The sequence below is a fragment of the Gracilibacillus salitolerans genome (genome assembly GCF_009650095.1).
Taxonomy (GTDB): domain Bacteria; phylum Bacillota; class Bacilli; order Bacillales; family Amphibacillaceae; genus Gracilibacillus; species Gracilibacillus salitolerans.
On record NZ_CP045915.1, the window covers coordinates 1,911,988 to 1,929,076 of the forward strand.

The 17,089-nt window shown below is 38.1% G+C and carries 13 protein-coding genes; 12 read left to right on the forward strand and 1 reads right to left on the reverse strand.

Annotated features, from left to right (window positions below; all coding sequences use genetic code 11):
- The first annotated feature begins 39 nt into the window (after positions 1-39).
- The 3 genes from GI584_RS08795 to GI584_RS08805 all read left to right on the forward strand — a co-directional run bounded on the left by GI584_RS08795 (position 40) and on the right by GI584_RS08805 (position 3,117).
- On the forward strand, positions 40-333 hold the full coding sequence (locus tag GI584_RS08795) for a phage holin family protein (protein WP_100361039.1): 294 nt from the start codon (positions 40-42) through the stop codon (positions 331-333).
- On the forward strand, positions 330-1,256 hold the full coding sequence (locus tag GI584_RS08800; protein ID WP_228552375.1) for an N-acetylmuramoyl-L-alanine amidase family protein: 927 nt from the start codon (positions 330-332) through the stop codon (positions 1,254-1,256). The genes GI584_RS08795 and GI584_RS08800 overlap by 4 nt, the downstream gene beginning before the upstream one ends.
- A gap of 661 nt (positions 1,257-1,917) precedes the next feature.
- A complete protein-coding gene (locus tag GI584_RS08805) occupies positions 1,918-3,117 on the forward strand; it encodes a PDZ domain-containing protein (RefSeq protein WP_153791004.1) in 1,200 nt (399 codons plus the stop codon).
- A gap of 3 nt (positions 3,118-3,120) precedes the next feature.
- Here the strand turns inward: GI584_RS08805 and GI584_RS08810 are convergent, their stop codons facing one another.
- Positions 3,121-6,348 carry a DEAD/DEAH box helicase gene (locus tag GI584_RS08810; RefSeq protein WP_153791005.1) on the reverse strand — a complete coding sequence of 1,076 codons (3,228 nt, stop codon included), beginning with the start codon at positions 6,346-6,348 and terminating at the stop codon, positions 3,121-3,123.
- A gap of 154 nt (positions 6,349-6,502) precedes the next feature.
- Here GI584_RS08810 and GI584_RS08815 point away from each other — a divergent pair, with 154 nt between their 5' ends.
- From GI584_RS08815 to lgt, 9 genes are all read left to right on the forward strand, one after another.
- Positions 6,503-8,083 carry a peptide chain release factor 3 gene (locus tag GI584_RS08815; RefSeq protein WP_153791006.1) on the forward strand — a complete coding sequence of 527 codons (1,581 nt, stop codon included), beginning with the start codon at positions 6,503-6,505 and terminating at the stop codon, positions 8,081-8,083.
- Between the two features lie 250 nt (positions 8,084-8,333).
- Positions 8,334-10,319: an excinuclease ABC subunit UvrB gene (gene uvrB / locus GI584_RS08820; RefSeq protein ID WP_153791007.1), complete on the forward strand. Its 1,986-nt coding sequence runs from the start codon at positions 8,334-8,336 to the stop codon at positions 10,317-10,319.
- 5 nt (positions 10,320-10,324) lie between these two features.
- Complete coding sequence (gene uvrA, locus GI584_RS08825; RefSeq protein ID WP_153791008.1) at positions 10,325-13,180, forward strand: excinuclease ABC subunit UvrA; 2,856 nt, start codon at positions 10,325-10,327, stop codon at positions 13,178-13,180.
- Positions 13,181-13,330: 150 nt separating this feature from the next.
- Complete coding sequence (locus GI584_RS08830; RefSeq protein ID WP_153791009.1) at positions 13,331-13,684, forward strand: YojF family protein; 354 nt, start codon at positions 13,331-13,333, stop codon at positions 13,682-13,684.
- 18 nt (positions 13,685-13,702) lie between these two features.
- Positions 13,703-14,359, forward strand: coding sequence for a bacillithiol biosynthesis deacetylase BshB2 (bshB2, locus tag GI584_RS08835; protein ID WP_153791010.1), 657 nt, complete (start codon positions 13,703-13,705; stop codon positions 14,357-14,359).
- 100 nt (positions 14,360-14,459) lie between these two features.
- A complete protein-coding gene (locus tag GI584_RS08840) occupies positions 14,460-14,657 on the forward strand; it encodes a PspC domain-containing protein (protein WP_100361031.1) in 198 nt (65 codons plus the stop codon).
- 2 nt (positions 14,658-14,659) lie between these two features.
- Positions 14,660-15,001: a phage holin family protein gene (locus GI584_RS08845; RefSeq protein WP_100361030.1), complete on the forward strand. Its 342-nt coding sequence runs from the start codon at positions 14,660-14,662 to the stop codon at positions 14,999-15,001.
- Between the two features lie 256 nt (positions 15,002-15,257).
- Positions 15,258-16,220, forward strand: a complete 963-nt coding sequence (gene hprK / locus GI584_RS08850) for an HPr(Ser) kinase/phosphatase (RefSeq protein ID WP_153791011.1) — start codon at positions 15,258-15,260, stop codon at positions 16,218-16,220.
- Between the two features lie 23 nt (positions 16,221-16,243).
- A complete protein-coding gene (gene lgt / locus GI584_RS08855; protein ID WP_153791012.1) occupies positions 16,244-17,089 on the forward strand; it encodes a prolipoprotein diacylglyceryl transferase in 846 nt (281 codons plus the stop codon).

Consider the following 17,089-nt stretch of genomic DNA (forward strand, 5'->3'; position numbering starts at 1 on the left):
TTCCTTCCGTTCTTTCCTAGATGAGTGTGAGTTCGTCGCTTGTGGTCACGTAAATCATTATTTGGGAATGCAAGAAAGCTACTTATCTTGGTAGTGATTATCTTAGTTAACGTAGTGGACCAAATACTTGGACGTAATGGTGCAGTCACTTATGCGACTGTGCTTTTTAAAATTGCCAATGGGGGTCTTAGTATCATCGAGAATCTTGCTAAAGTTGATGTGTTGGTACCGTCCAACCTAGCAAATAAGCTAAAGCATATAAATGAAGAAAGTAGCAAAAGCGTGACGGAAGAATTACGAGAAGAGTTTAATGATAAGGAGGAGGATAAATGATGGTTAAAATTTATATTGATCCAGGTCATGGAGGTACTGACCCAGGAGCAACAGGAAACGGACTTAGGGAAAAGGATTTAACATTAGCTATCTCGAAAAAAATTAAAAATAAATTAAATCAGTATCAGGGTGTATCTGTTCGTCTAAGTCGTGCCAATGATAAAACGTTATCATTAAAACAACGTTCGAATGATGCTAATAAATGGGGAGCTGATTATCTTATATCTGTTCACATTAATGCTGGTGGTGGTACTGGCTATGAAGATTTTATCTATAATGGATTATCTAATAGTTCCTCTACTGCAAAGAAACGTGATGTTATGCACCAAGCAATTATTGATCAAGTTCATTTACCTAACCGTGGAAAGAAAAAAGCTAATTTCCACATGGTCCGTGAATCCAATATGCCAGCAATCCTAACCGAAAATGGATTTATTGATACTGTCAATGATGCATCTCGTTTAAGGAAAGATTCTTTCTTAGACGACATTGCGCAAGGTCACGTGAACGGTTTGATTAAGATCTTTAATTTAAAGAAGAAAGTAAAAGCTAAAGATCCGAATGCGGTTATTGCAAAGAAAAAGACCCTGAAAGTCAATCTAAAAGTAGATGGATGGTGGGGAGAACAAACCACAAGAGCATTACAAGAATATTTTGGTACCGTAGTTGATGGTGTAATCAGCAATCAATTACGCAATGAAGTTACGTCAAAGATCGTATCAGGTATCACCTTTGGTAAAGGTGGTAGTTTAGTCATTAAGGCATTACAAAGTAATATTGGCGCTATGGTTGACGGTTATTTAGGGCCACAAACAATCCGGAGATTACAGGAATATCTAGGTACTGTGGTAGATGGTGAATTAAGTGAACCATCACTTATCATCAAAGAATTACAACGTCGATTAAACGCGGGAACATTTTAATAATGCATGAATATAAAATCTATGTAGTTAGCAAAAAGCCCTGGCGTGGAAATCCAGGGCTGAAATTATAACCTATACTAAAGAACAAACCGTTCGGTAGGCGCGATAGTTTTTTGCTGTGTATGTAATAAAGGCGTTCCCGTTCCCCAATTCACGTATTATATTGTAATCCTTTTGAAGAATTACCCCTACACGTTTTACCCAACCATCTGACATCACAGACCGGTGCGGAAAAACGGAACTTTAAATCATATCAATCATTCTATAGCGTCTGCTTTTCCTCTTTTCTTTTTAAGTAATACGTATATTCTGCAAACTGTACTGATTTATTGGTTAGTAGGTGCTTTTTTATCCCCTATCATCTCCACGACGTATTACTGTCACAAAATAGCCCCAAAATTTGCCCTAGAAACTTTCATGAATATACCCGATTATGCATTTGCGTTTTGTACTGATTAATAGTAAAGTGTTGATATGATAGAGTTTAAGTTTTTAATTTTATATTTTGCGTGTCAGGAACCATAATAGAGGGGTAATATACATATTTCTGACTTGCAGAATTTATATATTTTTTACGAAGATAGTATAAGTAAAACTACGCTTTTACATAAGGAATTGGCTAAAAAGAAAATGATGTTTAGTTGGGGAGGGGTTATTTGGGATGGATTGGTTGATTGAATTTGGTGGGGTTATCGCACGTGTTTTTATGCAGCCGTTTATCTATTTATTTATACTACTCCTATTGCTGAGTGGTTACTGGCGAATTAAAAAGGATCGTCAAAGCTTTGGAACGAAAGTGTATCCGTATTTTTATGAGACAAAACATACATGGTCGATATCGATCATGGTAGGGTTGACCTTATCGATTTTGTCCATTGCGTTTGGTTTTGTTATTTCGCTTCCATTTGCTCTATTATTAGGTTTTGTTATGTTAATTGTTGCGATCGGTAACCGATTCAGTTGGCTTTCAGCTGGATACACGTTAGCAATTGTGTCTGCTATCATGTATTTTCTCAACATATATGGAGATGATTACCTACCAAGCAATTGGCTCTACCTACTTGATTTAACAGATTTATTCTATATACCTTTTATCATTGGCATCCTGTTACTGACAGAAACGTGGTTTTTAGCCAAGATACATAGTGATGATACCTACCCTGAACTTATTAAAAGCAGTCGCGGTAAATACTTAGGTCAGCATCGTATCAAAAAACTGACCATTATCCCGTTTATTGCCTTAATACCTGGCGGCTGGATAGAGCCTTTTGCGGAGTGGCCATTATTAGAAATTGCTGGTGAGTCATTTGGCGTAATGATATTACCATATGTATTCGGCTTTGAATATATCGTCAAGTCTCGCTTACCTCGTGAAGCAGCTGATTGGTTATCCAAAAAAATTGCCTTATTAGCAATTGTCATTTTGCTAATAGCAGTAGGGAGTTACTTCATTCCGTTTTTAACGGTTGTTGCGTTTGCTGTTGCATTTTTAGGGAAGGAAATCATACAGCTTGTTTATCGATCTGCAGAACAGCGTCATACACCGTATTTTCAACCTGCAGAAAAGGGGCTGTTAGTACTTGGAACATTACCAAGTACTCCAGCAGTTGATTTAGCTTTAATTCCAGGAGAAAGAATTGTGAAAGTGAACGATAGGACAGTAGAAAATGAAGAAGCTTTTTATCAAGCCGTTAATCAAAATAGAGCTTTTTGTAAATTAAGTATTAAAGATTTAAACGGGGAAATCCGCTTTGCTCAACGTGCTTTATATGAAGGCGAACATCACAAACTGGGAATATTGTTTGTGAAAGAAAATAATAGCTATGTACAAGAAGAGATACAAGAAAAACAAGAGAGCTAATCACTAGCTCTCTTGTTTTTCGTTAAATTGCAACAGTTCACGAATCTCTTCTTCTGATAATTTAGATAGTAAGGTTTCTCCAGGTTGGATGATTTGATCGACTAACTCACGTTTCTTTTGTTGCATCTGATAAATTTTTTCTTCAATTGTTCCTTCCGTGATGAAACGGATCACTTGTACTACGTTTTTCTGACCGATTCGATGTGCTCTTCCTGCTGCCTGTTCCTCAACTGCTGGGTTCCACCATAGATCATATAAAATAACTGTATCTGCCCCGGTTAGGTTAAGTCCTGTTCCGCCAGCTTTTAATGAAATTAAGAAAAATCCTTTTTCTCCCTCGTTAAATGCTTCAACCATTTTCATTCGTTGTTCAGAAGGAGTCGACCCATCTAAATAAAATACTTCTTGACCATTTGCTTGTAAAGTATCACGAATAATCTCAAGCATGCTGGAAAATTGAGAGAAAATTAATGTTCGCTTTCCGTTAGCTTCTAACTCATTCGTTAATTCCATCAACTGATCTAATTTTCCTGAATGACCACTGTAATTTTCCAAAAATAAACTCGGGTGACAACAAATTTGCCGTAGTCGGGTGAGTCCGGCTAAAATTTGCAGTTTGCCACGGTTAAATCCTTTTTCTTCAATCGTTTCATCTAATTCACTTTGAATGCGTTGTAGGTACCCAATATATACTTCTTTTTGTTCCTTGGTCAGCTCTGAATATTGAACAGATTCAATTTTGTCAGGTAGTTCATCGAGTACGTCTTTTTTCACGCGTCGTAATATAAAAGGTCTGGTAATCTTGGAGATATAGTCAGTATTCAGATTACTGAAAGCTTTTTTACTACCAAATAATCCAGGTGATATTGTATAAAAAATCGACCATAGTTCATCCAAAGCATTTTCGATTGGAGTGCCACTCAGTGCGAAAAATTGCTTCGCCTGTAAGGAACGTACCGCTTTAGCCGTTAAGGTCAAATGATTTTTAATCGCCTGCGCTTCATCAAGAATAATGCAATCAAACAAATGATCTTCATAGAGGTCTTGGTCTTTCCGTAATGTCGGATAAGATGTAATCAGAATATTAGTATCTTGATGTTGCTGCAGTAATTTTTTTCGTTCATGTTTGGGTCCAATAATCACACCAGCAGACAGTGTCGGTGCAAATTTTTCAATTTCCTTTTTCCAATTGTACAGAAGGGAAGCAGGCGCAATGACAAGCGTTTGATAACGATCTGTTTTATCATTTGCTTCCGAAAGAATGTAGCTGATCGTCTGTAAAGTTTTCCCTAGCCCCATATCATCCGCTAAAATACCGCCTAAATGATAATGGGATAATGCTTTCATCCATTGAAATCCAGTTACTTGGTAGTCTCGGACATCTGCTTCTAACTGATCTGGTAATTCAAATTGCAGCTGCTCTGGGTGTTTTAACTGCTCGAGCATTTGCTGGAATGATTCACTATAACGATGATCATTCTTATTCAATGCTTCCTCGACTTGAAAGCTACGAGCAGCAGGAATAGAGATTTTGCCATCTTCCATCTGTTTTTTTGACAAATCTAATGTCTTTTGCAGCCGTTGGAAGGAAGAAAAGTCATCTGATTCTAAATGGATAAGTGCTCCGTTCGGTATCCGATAGTAGCGCTTTTTTTCGACTAACGCTTGCAATATATTTGCGACATCTTCGTCTGATATACCATCCATGTCGAATTCGATATCGAGCATCCCTTCAGACGGACGATAATCGACATTGGATTGTAATGAAATTTGATCGATACCCTCCAGCATCTGTTTAACACTTCTTGATAAGTAAACAGATGCTATTGTTTCTAGTTGATAGACGCCTTCATGAATGAACGAATATATCGAGTCATCATTAAATAAATAAAATGCTTGGTTCATTTCGATAAATGCTTCATCACGAAGTAGCTGTAGAATTTCTTGTTCCTTATGTGTTTCGCGTTTGACAATGGTTTCCCCTGCCCCTTGTTCGGAGAAGGGGGTAAATACGGATTCCCCATATTGATATTCCACTTCAGTTTTTAATGCGCCATCTATTTCGTCCACATAGATTTTCGTCTGTAATGGTGACGTGTTGATTTGTTTCTCCATTCGCTCCGTCATATTTAACGTGCCTACTTGTTCGAATTGAGGCATGACATTTTTGACGAAGACATCCATTTCATTTGGCGATATTACCTGCTTTTTCTTATTTTGGAAAGGGGTAACCCGAAACAATTTATCTAAAATTACTTTTTGTTGATACGTTATTTTATAAAAATGATGTTCATGGATTACATAGCGATAACTATCTAAAAAATAATATTCGGATAGATCTGTCATCTCCAATGTAAAGTTTTTTGGTTGCTGGTAATCGAGGTGGAACTGAAGTTGATCCGCCATCTCCCCGACTTCTATTACTTGATATTCTTTATTGTTATCATGTCGAAAAATATAATCCATATCAACTAATTGGTCTAACAATTGGTCAATTAAGCTAGGAGGAATATAAATATTTCTAGGATGCTCAAGCTTCAAAACATAGCTGTTTCCGAATAGGCGCTCCTGTTCATAACAGGTCAAAAGCATCTCGATCATTTTTTGATCTTTAGATGTAAAGTAATGAATAGATGGATAAAATGTAAAGCTTTGGTTTACTTTAAAGGACTCACCACTGTTTAATGCTTTTAAGAACCCACGTATATCCCGGATGACATACGGTCTTTTATCCCCAATTTTCACTTCAATACTAAGGGCATATTGTGAATTTTTATTCGCCTTTGTTAAGGACAAAAGGTACTCCGTTTCTACAACTTGGGGTGTTTCTTCCTGTTCTTTTTTATTACGAAAAGTATGTAATAATTGTTTTGCGAACAGGTCCGTATCTTGTACAGGTGCTTGTTGGGCACTTCGGTCGACTGCAAACTTCCTGCGATTAGATTGAGCATCCTGAGTAATCGCTAATAGTACTGCAGCAATGTGTTTACATGTACCATGTGTTTCAAAGGCCGGACAGTTGCATGTGGTATCCACCTTCATGTCGTCTGTAAAATAAATACGCACGGTATAAATTTTAGTTCCCTTTACTAGTCCACGCCAAGAATTGGATTCCGGATTATAGGAAAGTCCATAAACTTTACCAGCTTGATAATATTGATAACCTCTATTAAAGAAACGTTCACCAGTAAGCTGGCGAATCGATTGTTCTGTCATTTGAATTTGTTGCAAATTGATCCCATCCTTATTTAAAGAATCCATCATTATATTATATCAGATTTTGCTTTTGATGCCATCTTGTTGATATTTTTATTTTCACTATGGATTGATAAGTGTTAAAATGGGAGAGGTTAATAGGTACGTTAAGCAGAAAGTAGGTAACAATATGGAATTACATGAAGAAGTGCAAAAAAGAAAAACCTTTGCGATTATTTCACACCCTGATGCAGGGAAAACAACGATGACCGAAAAACTATTGTTGTTTGGAAATTTAATTCGCTCAGCAGGTACAGTAAAAGGAAAGAAGTCAGGGAAATTTGCGACATCAGACTGGATGGAGATTGAAAAGCAACGTGGGATCTCGGTGACTTCCAGTGTGATGAACTTTGATTATAAAGGGCATAAAGTCAATATTCTCGACACGCCTGGTCACGAAGATTTTAGTGAAGACACGTATCGCACGCTAACAGCTGTCGATAGTGTAGTTATGATTATTGATGCAACAAAAGGGATCGAAGCCCAAACGATTAAACTGTTTAAAGTATGTAAAATGCGCGGAATTCCAATTTTTACGTTTATCAATAAATTAGACCGTGAGGGACGCGAACCTTTAGATTTATTAGATCAAATTGAAGATGTGCTGAATATTGAAACCTATCCAATGAACTGGCCGGTCGGTATGGGGAAACGTTTCTTAGGCATTTTAGATCGTTATCATGATCAATTTATTCGTTATAATGGCAATGAAGAAGAAACTTATATTCCAATGGCTGACATGGAAAAAGAAGAAGAGATTTATAACCATCCAACTTATCAGGATACAGTTGAAGAACTAGAATTATTGGATGAAGCGGGCGATCAATTTTCGATAGACCGTGTACTGGCTGGGGAGCAAACACCAGTATTTTTTGGTAGTGCGCTTGCGCCATTCGGTGTTCAGACCTTTTTCGATACATTCATAGACATGGCACCTGTACCAGGACCACGTCGTACGGAAGAAGAAGTAATCAGTCCTGATTATCCTGATTTTTCCGGCTTCATTTTCAAAATTCAAGCAAATATGAACCCGCAACACCGTGACCGTATTGCCTTCCTACGTGTTTGTTCTGGCCGATTTGAACGTGGTATGAATGTAACACTTGCTCGAACCGGTAAAACTATTCGCTTAGGTCAAACACAACAATTCGTTGCTTCCTCTCGTGATACCGTGGAAGAAGCCTATGCCGGTGATATTATCGGTGTTTATGATCCAGGATCCTATCGAATTGGCGATACATTGATCGAAGGTAAGAAGGCGTTTGAATATGATGAATTACCACAATTCCCGCCTGAAATGTTCCAGCGAGTGACAGCAAAGAACGTTATGAAGGCAAAGCAGTTTAGAAAAGGGATTGAGCAGCTGGTACAGGAAGGCGCTATTCAATTGTTCCGAGGTTATCCAACCGACTCGATGATCATCGGTGCCGTAGGACAGCTGCAATATGAAGTATTCCAGCATCGCATGAAAAATGAGTACAATGTAGAAGTAATGCTTGAATCAATTGGCGATCGCATTCCACGTTGGTTAAAAAAAGAACAAGTCGATCCAAAATTATTTGATGAACGTAATCTATTAGTAAAAGATCGTGAAGACGAATTCCTCGTATTATTTAAAAATGATTTCGCCTTAAGGTGGTTCATCGATAAACACCCAGAGATCGATCTGGTTGATTTATATGAAGTAAACCAATACGATCAAACCACATAATGAGCAAAACCACAGCTGTGAATAGCTGTGGTTTTTGTTTGAGTCAGGAAGTTGATAGTAAATCCCGAAAGTTGATAGTAAAATGTCTAAGTCTCAATAATCCTCAACCGACATCATATCTTTTTATCAACCCGGTACCTTTGGTTATAATGAAGAAAGAGAAACAAAAAACAATAAACGAATATTTGTTCGCTTTTTATTGGAATATAGTGTATAATATGAAAAGTAGTATGAGAACGGAGGTATTAAGGTGGAACAACAAACTTTTTCATTACAAGCCCCTTATCAGCCACAAGGCGACCAGCCGCGCGCGATTAAGGAGTTGGTAACAGGACTAGAGAAAAAGAAACGTCATCAGACCTTGCTCGGGGCAACGGGGACAGGGAAGACGTTTACCATCAGTAATGTCGTTAAAGAAATTAATAAACCAACATTGGTAATAGCACATAATAAGACATTAGCGGGGCAGCTCTACAGTGAGTTTAAAGAATTTTTTCCCAACAATGCAGTCGAATATTTTGTCAGTTACTATGATTATTATCAACCGGAAGCATATGTGCCATCGACAGATACATTTATTGAAAAAGACGCGAGCATCAATGACGAAATTGATAAACTGCGACATTCGGCAACATCTGCACTTTTTGAACGCAGTGATGTCTTAATAGTTGCTAGTGTGTCGTGTATCTACGGTTTAGGTTCACCGGAAGAATATGGAAGCCAAGTGTTATCGCTAAGAGTAGGAATGGAAAAAGACCGTGATGAACTATTAAGAGGTCTTGTTGATATTCAGTACGCTCGTAATGATATAGACTTCCAGCGTGGTACATTCCGTGTCCGTGGTGATTCGGTCGAGATTATCCCAGCATCACGGGAAGAGCACTGTATTCGCGTGGAATTTTTTGGTGATGAAATTGATCGGATTCGCGAAGTAGATGCGTTAACAGGTGAAATTATCGGTGATCGTGAGCATATCGCGATTTTCCCAGCATCACACTTCGTTACCCGTGAAGAGAAATTGAAAGTGGCAATGGAAAATATAAAAAAAGAATTACAGGAACAACTGGAAAAGTTCCGTGAAGAAGATAAATTGTTAGAAGCTCAACGTTTGGAACAGCGAACCAATTATGATTTGGAAATGATGGAGGAGATGGGATTTTGCTCCGGAATCGAGAATTATTCCCGTCATCTTACATTAAGAGAAGCTGGTTCGACTCCCTATACATTAATTGATTATTTTCCGAATGATTCATTAATCGTCATTGATGAATCCCATGTTACCTTACCGCAAATTCGGGGTATGTATAATGGAGATCAAGCACGGAAACAAGTATTAGTCGATCATGGTTTTCGTTTGCCGTCTGCATTAGATAACCGCCCGTTAACATTTGAAGAATTTGAGAAAAAAGTAAATCAACTCATCTATGTATCTGCAACACCTGGTCCATTTGAATTAGAACATACACCGGATATGACCGAGCAAATTATCCGCCCGACAGGTTTATTAGACCCAGAAGTTGATGTCCGGCCAATCGATGGTCAGGTAGATGATTTAATCGGAGAAATTAACAAAAGAGTGGAACGCAATGAGCGTGTGTTAGTTACGACGCTCACTAAAAAAATGTCAGAGGACTTAACTGATTATTTAAAAGAAGTCGGCTTAAAAGTAGCTTACTTACACTCTGAAATAAAAACATTAGAGCGAATTGAGATCATTCGTGACTTAAGGGTAGGAAAATACGATGTTTTAGTCGGTATTAATCTTTTACGAGAAGGATTGGATATTCCGGAGGTATCACTCGTTACAATCTTAGATGCCGATAAAGAAGGTTTCTTACGATCACAACGTTCCTTAATCCAAACGATGGGCCGTGCAGCACGTAATGAAAATGGTATGGTTATTATGTATGCCGACAAAATGACAGACTCGATGAAAACAGCCATTGATGAAACATATCGCCGTCGTGAAAAACAACAGGCCTATAATGAAAAACATGGTATTGAGCCAACGACGATCAATAAGGGAGTACGCGATGTGATCCGTGCTACAATGGCGGCAGAAGATGAAGAGCAATACGATAGTAAAGCAAAACAAGTAAGTGACATGACGAAGAAGGAAAAGCAAGAATTAATCGAAAAAATGGAAAACGAAATGAAACAAGCGGCTCGCGAGCTCGATTTCGAAAAAGCAGCTGAGCTTCGTGATCTTGTTTTAGAATTGAAAGCAGAAGGGTGAAATGAATGGCTAAAAAATCCATTTCCATAAAAGGAGCACGTGCACATAATTTAAAAAATATCTCCATCGATATTCCAAAGGATAAGTTGATTGTTTTAACAGGATTGTCAGGTTCAGGTAAATCATCATTAGCTTTTGATACCATTTATGCTGAGGGGCAACGTCGGTACGTAGAATCACTCTCAGCATATGCTCGTCAATTTTTAGGGCAAATGGATAAACCGGATGTTGATTCTATCGAAGGTTTATCACCTGCCATTTCTATCGATCAGAAAACGACAAGTCGTAATCCACGTTCAACAGTTGGTACCGTGACGGAAATTTATGACTATATGCGGTTACTCTTTGCAAGAATTGGACATCCGATTTGTCCAATTCATGGGGAAGAAATCACTTCACAAACCGTTGAGCAAATGGTTGACCGAATCATGGATTACCCAGAACGAACAAAATTGCAAATACTGGCGCCAGTTGTCTCTGGTCGTAAAGGGACACATGTAAAAGTGTTGGAGGACCTGCAAAAAGAAGGGTATATTCGTTTACGCATCGATGGAGAAATGCGTGAAATCAGTGATGATATCCAGTTAGACAAAAATAAAAAACATTCGATTGAAGTTGTGATCGATCGGATTGTTGTAAAAGACGGTATCGCAGGTCGACTATCCGATTCCTTGGAAACAGCTTTAAAATTAGGTGAAGGTAAAGTCATTGTCGATATTATCGGAGATGAAGAACTGTTATTCAGCGAAAATCATGCATGTCCTATTTGCGGATTTTCGATCGATGAACTGGAACCAAGACTTTTTTCTTTTAATAGCCCATGGGGAGCATGTAAAACTTGTGATGGTCTCGGTTCACAATTGGAAGTAGACATTGATTTAGTGATCCCTAATAAAGACTTAACCCTGAATCAGGGGGCAATTGTCGCATGGGAACCGACAAGCTCACAATACTATCCGCAATTACTGAAAAGTGTTTGTAAGCACTATGGAATAGATATGGATGTACCAGTGAACAAACTGCCGAAAAAACAATTAGAGAAGATTTTAAATGGCAGTGGTAAAGAAAAAATCTATTTTCGTTATGAAAATGATTATGGTATGCTTCGCGAAAATGATATTTACTTTGAAGGTGTATTAAATAATATTGCTCGTCGTTATCGCGAAACATCATCAGATTTCATTCGTGAGCAAATGGAAAAATATATGGCAACTAATGATTGCCCAACGTGTGAGGGTTATCGTTTAAATGAAGAAGCACTTGCAGTTAAGGTAAATGACTTGCATATTGGACAGGTAACAGCATTGTCAGTGACAGAAGCACATCAATTCTTTACAACACTTCAACTGTCTGAAAAAGAAGAACAAATAGCACATATGATCATTAATGAATTAGATGATCGCTTATCATTCTTAAAAAATGTTGGCTTGGAATATCTAACTTTATCCCGTTCTGCTGGTTCGTTATCTGGCGGAGAAGCACAGCGTATTCGTTTAGCAACTCAGATTGGTTCCGCATTAACGGGTGTGCTTTATGTGTTGGATGAACCATCAATCGGTTTACACCAACGAGATAATGATCGATTGATTCAGACATTGGAACGTATGCGCGATCTTGGTAATACACTGATTGTTGTCGAACATGATGAAGACACCATGTTAGCAGCTGATTATTTAATTGATATCGGACCAGGTGCCGGTGAACACGGCGGAGAAGTTGTAGCTCAAGGCACTCCAAACCAAGTGAAGAAAAAGAAAAAATCATTGACCGGCCAATATTTATCTGGAGATAAATTCATTCCAGTTCCAGCCAAGCGCTATGAGTCTGATGGTCGTTTTATCGAAATCATTGGTGCCGAAGAAAATAACTTAAAAAATGTTAATGCGAAGATTCCAATCGGTATTTACACGGCGGTTACCGGTGTTTCTGGATCAGGAAAGAGCTCCTTAATCAATGAAATATTACACAAAAGTCTTTCCGTTCAATTACACCGTGCAAAACAAAAGCCAGGTAAACATAAGGAAATAAGAGGTATGGAGCATTTAGAAAAAGTCATCGATATCGATCAATCGCCAATCGGCAGAACACCAAGATCGAACCCAGCAACCTATACAGGTGCATTTGACGATATTCGAGATGTTTTTGCCCGGACAAATGAGGCTAAAATTCGCGGTTATAAAAAAGGGCGATTTAGTTTCAATGTTAAGGGTGGTCGTTGTGAAGCTTGCCGTGGTGATGGGATTATAAAAATCGAGATGCACTTTTTACCGGATGTCTATGTACCTTGTGAAGTGTGCGAAGGTAAACGATATAATCGTGAAACATTGGAAGTGAAATATAAAGGGAAAAATATTTCGGATGTTCTTGATATGACCATCGAAGAAGCATTAAAATTCTTCGAAAACATTCCGAAGATCAAACGAAAATTAGAAACGATTTATGATGTTGGTTTAGGTTATATTCGACTTGGACAACCAGCGACAACGTTGTCAGGTGGGGAAGCGCAACGTGTAAAATTAGCAAGTGAGTTACACCGCCGATCCAACGGAAAATCATTGTACATTTTGGATGAACCGACAACAGGTTTGCATATAGATGATATCTCTCGCTTGTTAGCCGTTATAGAACGTCTTGTTGACAATGGAGATACTGTGATTATAATTGAGCATAATTTAGATGTAATCAAAGCAGCAGACCACATCATTGATCTTGGTCCAGAAGGTGGAGACGGTGGCGGAACAATTGTCGCAACTGGAACACCAGAAGAAATCGTAGAAGTTGAGGAATCCCATACAGGAAAATATCTGAAACCTGTATTAGAACGTGACAAAGCAAGAATGGAAGCAAAGATAGGAAGTTGAGCATAAATGACTGTCCGAATAAGGGCAGTCATTTATTTCTACTCTGAGATATTTACTTTCAGATATATCTTATAATTCTGAGACAGGAACTTCAGCTCATACTATGCTAGAATAGAGAAAGAATGTAGGAAGAGGAGGCGTCCATTTTCTATGGAACCAATTGAAATCAATCAACTACAAAACCATATTGATAAACTTGCAAATAAAGAAGTATATATTCACTTGGAAACAACCAATGGCGCATATGCGAGCCATTTTAACCAAGATGCTTACAATTTAGGTGCGTTCATTCGCAATGCTAAAGTAATCTATCAGCGAGGGAAAGTAGTAGGTACAGGTACTGCATATCGAGTTGGTTTAAAACTGGATATTGGTTGGATTTATGCAGAAGGCGTTAACCAGTATGAAGTAGATGAACACAATAGAATTTTAATGGCAGGTCATGATCGTGAAGGAAGGTTAATGGTAGCCTTACAGATAAGTGAAACACCATTTCAGTATTAACGAAGAGGGGGAATTATTGTGTCAGAACACGTAGTAGTTATTTATCCGCACCCAGACGATGAAGCATTCGGTGCATCTGGAACGATTACAACATTTCGAGAAAAAGGAATTCCGGTCACTTATTTATGTGGCACTTTAGGTGAGATGGGTCGAAATATGGGAAATCCTACCTTTGCCACAAGAGAGACTTTACCGGAAATTAGAAAAAAAGAACTGATTAAAGCATGTGAAGTACTTGACATCAACCTGGAGATGTTAGGGTATCGTGATAAAACATTAGAATTTGAATCAACAGAGGAAGTAGCAGAGCATCTTTTTTCTTTCTTAGATAAATTGAAGCCATCATTAGTGATTACACATTATCCTGGACATGCAGTACACCCTGATCATGATGCATTTGGGGCAGCAGCAATTAAAGCGGTAGAGATGTTCCCTGAGAATGAACGCCCTACAGTATGGGCACAAGCAATTAGCCGTACTCATTTGGAAGAACTTGGTGAGCCAGATGTTCAGAACGATGTGGGTGAAGTATTTACCAAAAAATTTGAAACGATCCAAGCGCATAAATCACAAGCTGATGGAATGCTCTCAAAGGTAAGAAATGAAGCAGATGATATAGTAGAAGCGACTAAACAGTGGCTAGGTGTTGAATCTTTTTATACTTGGAATTTTTAAGCATCAACTTTAATCATAAGCATAGCATAGTAACATAGGTTTATTCTCGCTGTTTTGTGGAAATGTATTAATATGACACGGACTTAGGAGGATCAACAGGGTGAACAATAAATTATATCGTTCCGAAACAAATCAAATGGTTGCAGGAGTGTTAGGCGGAATTGCAGAAGCAACCGAACTAGATGCTACGATATTACGATTGATATATATCATATTGCTGATTTTTACAGCAGGCTTCCCGCTATTTATACTATATATAGCAGCCGCTATCATCATACCAAAAAGAGGTGTTCAATAAGGATGCGCTGGATTTTATCGCTTGTATTTAATGCATTAGCGTTAATGTTAATTGACTATTTATTTGAGGGCTTTATCATTGATGGCTTTGTCGTCGCTTTGATAGCTAGTATTATTCTAGCTGTATTAAACACGATTGTGAAACCAATTTTAGTTTTACTAACGTTACCAATCACGATACTAACTTTAGGGTTATTTTTATTGGTTATCAATACCGTTACCCTATGGCTCACACAAGCGTTATTAGGTAACAATTTCATTATTGAAGGATTTGGAACTGCATTTATAGCAGCCATTCTATTCTCGATTATGAACCTAGTCATTAATAAGATTGTAAAAGACTAAACCGTTATGTGACCACATAACGGTTTTTTCTGTGTCTAGTAAAACATGGATAACTATTAAATACGGAAATATCTTAGTTACTTAGCTCATCAAATGCTGTAAAAGTGGAAACTATCACTTACACTCGATTTTTTTCGAACAAATCTGTACTATACCTTTCAAAAAGTGCTACAATAGTTACATCATGAATTAAAAAAGATGAGATAGAATGGGACGAGGACACTTTTCCTCTGTCCCAAAACAAGGGGGCTTTTGTATGGCGAAGGTGCGTACGCAGGATTTGTTGGATCGTTTTCAGATTGAGCTGATTGCTGGTGCGGAGGGAGTTCACCGTGAGATCTTCATGAGTGAGGTTTCTCGACCGGGGATTGAGTTGACAGGTTATTTTAAATATTATCCGAAAGACCGCTTGCAATTATTAGGGAAAACGGAATTATCTTATTTTTCAGAATTGACACAAGAGGAAAAGAAGGACCGTTCTTATCGTTTATGTACAGATATAACGCCAGGCATTGTCGTAACAAGAGATATGGCCGTTCCAGATGAATTAGTGAAAGCATGTGAAGACTCAGGTGTGCCATTAATGCGTTCACCATATAAAACAACGCGAGTAATCAGTCGTATTACGAACTTTTTAGAGGCGAAATTTGCTCCTTTTACAGCAGTGCATGGTGTTTTAGTCGATATCTATGGGATCGGTGTCCTGATTACAGGGCAAAGTGGAGTTGGTAAGAGTGAAACAGCACTGGAACTAGTAAAAAGAGGACATCGCCTTGTAGCAGACGATAGTGTTGAAATTCGCCAAGAGGATTATGACCGTCTAATCGGATCTTCTCCTCCATTAATAGAGCACTTGCTGGAAATTAGAGGGTTGGGTATTATTAATGTCATGACTTTATTTGGTGCCGGTTCGGTCCGCTCACATAAACGAATTTCATTAGTCATTAACCTGGAAACATGGGATCAAAAGAAACAGTATGACCGATTAGGACTAGAAGAGGAAACGATGCAAATTATTGATGTTAAAATACCAAAAGCAACACTTCCTGTTCGACCTGGTCGTAACTTAGCTGTTATTATAGAAGTGGCTGCGATGAATTTCCGTCTGAAACGAATGGGTGTCAATGCAGCAGAAGAGTTCTCACAACGATTATCGAGAATGATTCAAAATGGGGAACAAGAAGTATCCGAATTTGAAACAGATCTTGACATGGATTAATAAAAGAACGGAGGAGATCGACTTTGGCATGTGAAGCTCCTGCGCTTAATCCTGTTTTCTTACAATTAGGTCCATTATCGATCTATTGGTATGGTTTGATTATCGCAACTGGTGCCTTTATAGGGCTATGGATTGCGACGAGGGAAGCAGATAGATTAGGTGTAAAGAAAGATTATATTGTCGATTTAGTAGTGTTTGCAATACCGATTTCTATTTTATCTGCACGAGTATACTATGTAATTTTTGAATGGGATCGTTATGTAGGAGAACCTTGGTGGAAAGTGTTTGCCATTTGGGAAGGTGGTATTGCCATCCATGGTGCATTAATTGGTGCAGTGTTAACGGCTATCATTTATACTCGAGTGAAAAAGTTATCTTTTTGGCTAATTGCTGATATTACAGCGCCAAGTATTATATTAGCACAAGGAATTGGCCGTTGGGGTAACTTTATGAATCAGGAAGCACACGGTGGACCTATTTCAGAAGCTACATATCAAAATTTCCATCAAAACCTGCCAGATTTTATTATGAATCAAATGTGTATTGAAGGGGCAATGTATCACCCAACCTTTTTATATGAATCGGTTTGGAATATCCTTGGTTTTATATTATTATTAATATTGCGCAAATACTCATTGCGTCGTGGTGAAATGTTCTTAACTTATGTAATATGGTATTCAATCGGACGTTTCTTCATTGAAGGGATGAGAACCGATAGTTTATATATTGTTGGTGATCTGAGAACAGCGCAGTTTATTTCGATATTGTTAATAGTCGGTGCAGTAATTATTCTGATCTACCGTCGTAACAAGGGCTTAGCTGACCGTACGTATCAAGGCAAGAAAATAACACAAGATAAGAAGAAATAA